Source organism: Variovorax sp. 22077, from assembly GCF_052044195.1.
GTDB lineage: Bacteria > Pseudomonadota > Gammaproteobacteria > Burkholderiales > Burkholderiaceae_C > Variovorax > Variovorax atrisoli.
In genome coordinates this window covers 47,095-54,620 of record NZ_JBQEQC010000035.1, presented here as the reverse complement: position 1 = coordinate 54,620, position 7,526 = coordinate 47,095, and the positions used below count along the sequence as shown (strand labels likewise).

Genomic DNA, 7,526 nt, shown 5'->3' with positions numbered 1-7,526 from the left:
GTGCCCACGTTCACGTGCGGCTTGGTGCGGGTGAATTTACCTTTTGCCATTTTTCGACTCCGAAAAAAACGTTTCCAACGTATGCAGATGGGTTGCAGTGCAGCTTTTGCAACCCCCAAAAACTGGTGCCCTTTGCGGGAATCGGACCCGCGACCTCTCCCTTACCAAGGGAGTGCTCTACCACTGAGCCAAAAGGGCTTTTGTCTAACCATTCGCTTCCGGCGCCGAACCGGGTCTCTGGAGCGGGAGACGGGAATCGAACCCGCGTCATCAGCTTGGAAGGCTGGGGTTCTACCATTGAACTACTCCCGCATCAGGAGCACTCAAGGCACCCAAAGCGCGATATCCAAACGCTCTTAGAAACCAAATTCATCGCTGGTGGAGAGGGCTGGATTCGAACCAGCGTACTCGTAAGAGGGCAGATTTACAGTCTGCTGCCATTAACCACTCGGCCACCTCTCCGGCGAACCTCGAAATATAGCACGGTTTTGTGACTACCCGGAAATCCATGCATCAACGAAGATGCAGGAAAACCGCTCGAGGCGTTAGCCCACGATTATCGCCTAAGTTTTCACCCCTCCGACCGCTGCGCCTCACGCCAGGCACGTGCTTCGCCGAAATGACCGCAGCCGATGAACGGCACGGGCGGTCGCTGGGCCGAGAGAGGCGACGGATGGTTCGACATCAGCACCTTATGGCGCTTAACGTCGATCAACGCACGCTTACTTTGCGCATGCGAGCCCCACAGCATAAAAACAACAGGTTTGGCACTGTTCGAAACATGCCGGATGACGGCATCTGTCAGCACCTCCCAGCCGCGACCGGAATGGCTCGCCGGCTGCGCCTCCTCTACCGTCAGGCAGGTGTTGAGCAGCAAGACGCCATGCGTAGCCCACTTCACCAGGCTGCCGCCCGGATTCGGAAACGGCGGCGGCGCCGTCCCCAGGTCGCGCTGCAGTTCCTTGAAGATGTTGCGCAGCGAGGGCGGCAGCGCCACGCCCGGCGCCACGGAGAACGCCAGACCCTCGGCCTGCCCGCGGCCGTGATACGGATCCTGGCCCAGAATGACGACGCGCACGTCTTCCGGCGGCGTGAGTTCCAGCGCCCTGAGCGGCTGCGGCGGAAAGATCACCGCGCCCGCGTCGAGTCGCTCGCGTAGGAATGCCTGCAGCTTCTGCCCGACGGCGCTGCCGAAGAACTCGTCGACCAGCGGCTGCCAGCCCGGCGCCACCGGCCAGTCGGCGGGGTCGCTGCTCGACAGCTGATCGGGCCGGCTCATTTGAACAATGCGGCGAGGGCCTCGCCGGGTTCCTTGGCGCGCATGAAGGTTTCGCCGACCAGGAAGGCGTGGACGCCCGCTGCCCGCAGGGTGGCCACGTCCTCGCGCGTGCCGATGCCCGACTCGGTCACCGGCAGGCGATCGGCCGGCAGCCCCGGCAGCAGGTCGATGGTCGCCTGGATCGACACCTCGAAATTGCGCAGGTTGCGGTTGTTGACCCCGATCAGCGGTGTCTTCAGCTTGAGCGCGCGATCGAGCTCGGCCGCGTCGTGCACCTCCACCAGCACCGCCATGCCCAGGCCGCGCGCGATGGCTTCGTAGTCCTTCATCTGCGCGTCGTCGAGGCAGGCGGCGATCAGCAGGATCGCGTCGGCGCCCATCGCGCGCGATTCGTACACCTGGTAGGCATCGACGATGAAATCCTTGCGCAGCACCGGCAGCTCGCACGAGGCGCGCGCCTGCTTGAGATAGTCCACGCCGCCCTGGAAGAACTGCCTGTCGGTCAGCACCGAGAGGCAGGCGGCGCTGATCTGGCCGTCGCCTTCGGCGTAGCTCTGCGCGATGTCGGCGGGAATGAAGTCCGCGCGCAGCACGCCCTTGCTCGGACTGGCTTTCTTGACTTCGGCGATCACCGCGGCTTGTCCGGCGGCGATCTTGGTGCGCAGCGCGCCTTCGAAGTCGCGCGTCAGCACGCGGCTCTCTGCGTCGAGGCGCACGGCTTCGAGCGGGGTGCGCTTCAGTGCCGCAGCCACTTCCTGGCGCTTGACGGCAACGATCTTGTCGAGGATGTCGGACATGGCTTCTCGGTTTCCTGTTCTCTTGAAGCTCAGACGGTGGCGGAGGCCTTGACCAGCTCGGCCAGCTTGGCCTTCGCGGCGCCTGATGCAATGGCGGCGCGCGAGCGATCGACGCCCGCCTGCACCGAATCGACCACGTTCGCCGCATAGAGCGCCGCACCGGCATTCAGCAGCACGATGTCGAGCGCGGGACCGGCCTGATTGTCGAGCACGCCCAGCAGCATTGCCTTCGACTGCTCGGGCGTCTCCACGCGCAGCGTGCGGTTGCTCGACATCTGGAAACCGAAGTCTTCGGGGTGCAGTTCGTACTCGCGGATCTCGCCGTTCTTCAGCTCACCCACCATGGTGGCCGCGCCGAGCGATATCTCGTCCATGCCGTCGCGTCCGTAGACCACCACCGCATGCTCCGCGCCGAGGCGCTGCAGCGCGCGCACCTGGATGCCCACGAGGTCGGGGTGGAACACGCCCATCAGGATGTTCGGCGCGCCGGCCGGATTGGTCAGCGGCCCAAGGATGTTGAAGATGGTCTTGATGCCCAGTTCCTTGCGCACCGGCGCCACGTTCTTCATTGCCGGATGGTGGTTCGGGGCGAACATGAAGCCGATGCCGCACTCCTCGATGGAGCGCGCGATCTGCTCGGGCTTGAGGTTGATGTTCACCCCCAGCGACTCCAGCACGTCGGCGCTGCCCGATTTGCTCGACACGCTGCGCCCGCCGTGCTTGCTCACCTTGGCGCCCGCGGCGGCGGCCACGAACATCGAGCAGGTCGAGATGTTGAAGGTGTGGGAGCCATCGCCGCCGGTGCCCACGATGTCGACGAGGTTCGTCGTGTCCTTCACCGGCACCTTGGTCGACACCTCGCGCATCACCTGCGCGGCGGCGGTGATCTCGCCGATGGTCTCCTTCTTCACGCGCAGGCCGGTGATCAGCGCGGCCATCATCACGGGCGAGCACTCGCCGCTCATGATGAGCCGCACGATGTGCAGCATCTCGTCGTGGAAGACCTCGCGGTGCTCGATGGTGCGCTGCAGCGCTTCCTGGGGGGTGATCATGGAAAGTCTCCTCGGAAAGAATCAGCGGCCGACGCGGACCGCGGCGGGCGCGTCGGTGAACGCGAGCTTGAGGCCGAAGCCGATGAACAGCACGCCGGCGACACGGTCGAGCCAGTGCATGCCCTTGCGCACCGCGCTGCGGCGAGCCATCCAGCCCGCCGCAAGGGCCCATCCCACGTTGACAGGGATGGCATTGACGTTGAACAGCACGCCCAGCAACACGAAGGCCAGCGCCTTGTTGTCGGTGCCCGGCGCGATGAACTGAGGCACGAAGGCCAGGAAGAACAGCGCCACCTTCGGGTTGAGCACGTTGGTCCAGAAGCCGCCCAGGAAGATCGCCTTGAGGCTGCGCTCCCCGCCCGCCGCCGCGGCGGCCGCGTCCAGGTCGGCGGGCGGCGCCGCCTTCGACACCAGCATGCGCACGCCCAGGTACAACAGGTAAGCCGCGCCGATGTACTTGAGCACCGTGAAGGCCGCGGCCGACGTCGCCATCAGCGTGCCCACGCCGACGGCGGCGGCGAAGATGTGCACGAAGCAGCCGGCCGTGATGCCGAGCCCGGCCACGATGCCGGCGCGAACGCCACAGCGCAGCGAATTGGTCACGACGTAGAGCACGTCGGGCCCCGGTGTGAGATTCAGCAGCCAGCCGGCGGCGATGAATGCGAGCAGATGGGGAAGGTCGGGCATCGCGCGCTCGCGGTTTTCAGGACTTGAAGAAGGCGCGGATCGCCGCGACGGCCCTGTCGACGCCGGCGTCATCGACATCGAGGTGCGTCACGAAACGCAGCCGGTAGAGCCCCGTCGCAAGGATGCCCTGCGCATTGAGGCTCGCCAGCAGCTCCGCGGAGCGCGACTGCGCGGCGCCGACGAGGTCGACGAACACGATGTTCGTCTGCGGCGCCTCCACCTTCAGTCCCTCGATGCCTTCGAGCCCCTGCGCCAGGCGCTGCGCCAGCGCGTGGTCGTCGGCGAGGCGGTCGACATGGTGGTCGAGCGCGTGCGAGGCCGCCGCCGCCAGCAGGCCGGCCTGCCGCATGCCGCCGCCCGCCATCTTGCGGATGCGGTGCGCGCGGGCGATGAACTCGCGCGAACCGACCAGCGCCGAGCCCACCGGTGCACCCAGCCCCTTGCTGAAGCACACCGACACGCTGTCGAAGCACTGCGCGATGCGGCGGGCTTCCGCGCGGATGTCGCTGTGCCTGTTCAGTGCGGCCTGCGCCGTCGCGGCATTGAAGAGCCGCGCACCGTCGAGGTGGCGCTGCAGTCCCTTGCCCTTGGCAAGGTCGGTCGCGGCCTGCACGTATTCGAAGGGCAGCAGCTTGCCGCCCAGCGTGTTCTCCAGCGCCAGCAGCCGGGTGCGCGCGAAGTGCGCGTCGTCAGGCTTGATGGCCGCCTCGATCTGCGCGAGCGGTAGTGTGCCGTCGCTCGCGTGGTCCAGCGGCTGCGGCTGTACGCTGCCGAACACCGCCGCGCCGCCGCCTTCCCAGCGGTAGCAATGCGCCTGCTGGCCGACGATGTATTCGTCGCCGCGCCCGCAGTGCGAAAGGATCGCGCACAGGTTGCTCTGCGTGCCGGTGGGCACGAACAGCGCCGCCTCGAAGCCCAGCATGGCCGCGATCTTCTCCTGCAGCGCATTCACGCTCGGATCGGTGGCGAAGACGTCGTCGCCCAGCGGCGCCGCCATCATGGCCTCGCGCATCGCGGGCGTGGGCTGCGTGACCGTATCGCTGCGCAGGTCGACGAGGGAATCGGAGGTGGGCATGTCTTGGGGTCCTTAGTGGGAATACCGCGGAACCGGCTCTGCCGGGCCGCCGGTATCTCTCCCGGCGAGGGGGTTGGCAAAGCGACACGAGGTGCGCGAAGCCTGCGGGAGCGCCATGCTATTCCAGGAAGTTCTTGAGCATGGCGTGGCCATGTTCGGTCAGGATCGATTCCGGATGGAACTGCACGCCCTCGATGCGCACGTCGTGCGCGAAGCCGGTGTGCCGCACGCCCATGATCTCGCCGTCGTCGGTCCAGGCCGTGACAGCCAGTTCCTTCGGGCAGCTCTCGCGCTCGATGGACAGCGAGTGGTAGCGGTTGACGACGAAGCGCCTGGGCAGCCCCGCGAACACGCCTTCCTGCGTGGTCGTGATCTCGCTGGTCTTGCCGTGCATGAGCTGCTGCGCGCGCACGATCCTGCCGCCGAAGGCCGCGCCGATGGCCTGGTGGCCGAGGCACACGCCCAGGATCGGCAGCTTGCCCGCGAAGGCCTCGATGGCAGCCACCGAGACGCCAGCCTCCGCCGGCGAGCACGGCCCCGGCGACACCACCAGCCGCGTCACGCCCGAGCCGATCAGCTCGCCGATCTGCTCCACGGTGATCTCGTCGTTGCGATGCACCTGCACGTCCGCACCCAGCTCGCCGAAGTACTGGACGATGTTGTAGGTGAAGGAATCGTAGTTGTCGATCATCAGCAGTTTCATGGCTTGCTCACAATCCGGTGCACGCCCTTGACGACGGGGAACACGTTGAAGTTGATCAGAAGGCCCAGCTTGAGGCCCGAGAGGCGCAGCGCGGCCTGCACCTGCGCGCGATGCAGGTCGGTCAGCACGTCGACCGCCCTGAGTTCGACGATGACCGATTGCTCGACCACGAAGCCAGCGCGGTACACCTCGCCGAGCGAACGGCCCTTGTAGCTGGCGGACAGCGCCACGTCGCGCGCGAAGCCGATCTCGCGCTCCGCGAGCTCGATGGCCAGCGCCGCGGCGTAGGCCGCTTCATCGAGCCCCGTGCCGAGCACGCGCTGCACCTCGACTGCCGCGCCGATGATCTCGTGCGAGAAGTCGCTCTGGGTATCAGGCAGGGCGCTCATTCCAACCCCTCCTCGACCAGCTCGGCCGCGCGCAGCAGCGCCCGCGCCTTGGCCTCGGTTTCCTTCCACTCCAGCTCGGGCACCGAGTCGGCCACCACGCCGGCCGCGGCCTGCACGTGCAGCATCTGGTCCTTCACGATGCCGGTGCGGATGGCGATGGCCACGTCCATGTCGCCCGCGTAGCTGATGTAGCCGCATGCGCCGCCATACAGGCCGCGCTTGGTGGGCTCGAGCTCATCGATGAGTTCCATCGCATGCACCTTCGGCGCGCCGGTCAGGGTGCCGGCCGGGAAGGTGGCCTTGAGCACGTCGATGGCGGTCATGCCGTCCTTCAGCGTGCCTTCGACGTTGCTCACGATGTGCATCACGTGGCTGTAGCGTTCGACCGCGAAGGCCTCGGTCACCTTCACGGTGCCGGTCTTGGCGATGCGGCCGATGTCGTTGCGCGCGAGGTCGATCAGCATCACGTGCTCGGCGCGCTCCTTGGGGTCGTTGATCAGCTCGATCTCGGCCGCCTTGTCGAGCTCCAGCGACGCGCCGCGCGGGCGGGTGCCGGCCAGCGGGCGGATGGTGATCTTCTGCTCGCCCTCGCCCGTGTTCTCCTGTCGCACCAGGATCTCGGGCGACGCGCCCACTACGTGGAAGTCGCCGAGGTTGTAGTAGTACATGTAGGGCGACGGGTTCAGCGAGCGCAGCGCGCGGTACAGCGACAGCGGCGACTCGGTGTAGCGCTTGCTGATGCGCTGGCCCACCTGCACCTGCATGAAGTCGCCAGCGGCGATCATTTCCTTGGCGCGCTCCACCGCCGCGAGGTAGTCGGCCTTGGCGAAGCTGCGCTCGGGCGGATGCGGCTGCGTCGGCTTCACGACGGGCGCGCTCACCGAGTACTTGAGCTTTTCCTTCAGCTCGCGCAGGCGGCGCTTGCCCGTGGCGTAGGCCTCGGGCTGCTTCGGATCGGCATAGACGATGAGGTACAGCTTGCCCGAGAGGTTGTCGATGACGGCCAGTTCCTCGCACTGCAGCAGCAGGATGTCGGGGCAGCCCAGCGCATCGGGGGGGCAGGACTTCTCGAGCTTGCGCTCGATGTGGCGCACGGTGTCGTAGCCGAAGTAGCCGGCAAGGCCGCCGCAGAAGCGCGGCAGGCCCGGCCGCAGCGCCACCTTGAATCGCTTCTGGTACTCGGCCACGAAGTCGAGCGGATTGCCCTTGACGGTCTCGACCACCTGCCCGTCGGTCACCACTTCAGTGAGGGCCTCGGCGCCGAAGCCGCTGGCGCGAAGCAGCGTACGCGCCGGCAGCCCGATGAAGCTGTAGCGCCCGAAGCGCTCGCCGCCCACCACCGATTCGAGCAGGAAGCTGTGCTTGCCGCCGCCTTGCGAATGGGCCAGCTTGAGGTAGAGGGAAAGGGGAGTCTCGAGGTCGGCGAAGGCCTCGGCCATCAGCGGAATGCGGTTGTAGCCCTGGGCGCTGAGGCTCTTGAATTCAAGTTCGGTGATCACGGATACGTTCTCCAGTTGCCTGCGGCGCTCCTTCGGCCGACGGCA

At 66.7% G+C, this 7,526-nt stretch carries 8 protein-coding genes and 3 tRNA genes; all 11 read right to left on the bottom strand.

Annotated elements, in window-relative coordinates; translation table 11 throughout:
* Positions 1–123 precede the first annotated feature (123 nt).
* Positions 124–198 (bottom strand) — tRNA-Thr (locus ACTJLF_RS32420).
* A 40-nt stretch (positions 199–238) separates the two neighbouring features.
* A tRNA-Gly gene (locus ACTJLF_RS32415) sits at positions 239–312 on the bottom strand.
* 64 nt (positions 313–376) lie between these two features.
* Positions 377–462, bottom strand: a tRNA-Tyr gene (locus ACTJLF_RS32410).
* Between the two features lie 109 nt (positions 463–571).
* Positions 572–1,279 (bottom strand): uracil-DNA glycosylase, encoded by a 708-nt coding sequence (locus tag ACTJLF_RS32405; RefSeq protein ID WP_440884705.1) that lies wholly within the window; start codon positions 1,277–1,279, stop codon positions 572–574.
* Positions 1,276–2,076: an indole-3-glycerol phosphate synthase TrpC gene (trpC, locus tag ACTJLF_RS32400; protein ID WP_354410969.1), complete on the bottom strand. Its 801-nt coding sequence runs from the start codon at positions 2,074–2,076 to the stop codon at positions 1,276–1,278. The genes ACTJLF_RS32405 and trpC overlap by 4 nt, the downstream gene beginning before the upstream one ends.
* A gap of 29 nt (positions 2,077–2,105) precedes the next feature.
* The gene (gene trpD, locus ACTJLF_RS32395) at positions 2,106–3,128 is read right to left on the bottom strand and encodes an anthranilate phosphoribosyltransferase (RefSeq protein ID WP_019655730.1); all 1,023 of its coding nucleotides are present in this window, start codon (positions 3,126–3,128) and stop codon (positions 2,106–2,108) included.
* Between the two features lie 21 nt (positions 3,129–3,149).
* On the bottom strand, positions 3,150–3,815 hold the full coding sequence (locus ACTJLF_RS32390; protein ID WP_019655729.1) for a LysE family translocator: 666 nt from the start codon (positions 3,813–3,815) through the stop codon (positions 3,150–3,152).
* Positions 3,816–3,831: 16 nt separating this feature from the next.
* Complete coding sequence (gene ltaE / locus ACTJLF_RS32385) at positions 3,832–4,890, bottom strand: low-specificity L-threonine aldolase (protein ID WP_440884704.1); 1,059 nt, start codon at positions 4,888–4,890, stop codon at positions 3,832–3,834.
* Positions 4,891–5,008: 118 nt separating this feature from the next.
* A complete protein-coding gene (locus tag ACTJLF_RS32380; RefSeq protein WP_019655727.1) occupies positions 5,009–5,593 on the bottom strand; it encodes an aminodeoxychorismate/anthranilate synthase component II in 585 nt (194 codons plus the stop codon).
* Positions 5,590–5,982 (bottom strand): GxxExxY protein, encoded by a 393-nt coding sequence (locus ACTJLF_RS32375; RefSeq protein WP_126183909.1) that lies wholly within the window; start codon positions 5,980–5,982, stop codon positions 5,590–5,592. The genes ACTJLF_RS32380 and ACTJLF_RS32375 overlap by 4 nt, the downstream gene beginning before the upstream one ends.
* Entirely contained in the window at positions 5,979–7,481 is a 1,503-nt protein-coding gene (trpE, locus tag ACTJLF_RS32370; protein ID WP_019655725.1) for an anthranilate synthase component I, read from the bottom strand. The genes ACTJLF_RS32375 and trpE overlap by 4 nt, the downstream gene beginning before the upstream one ends.
* Positions 7,482–7,526: the final 45 nt, after the last annotated feature.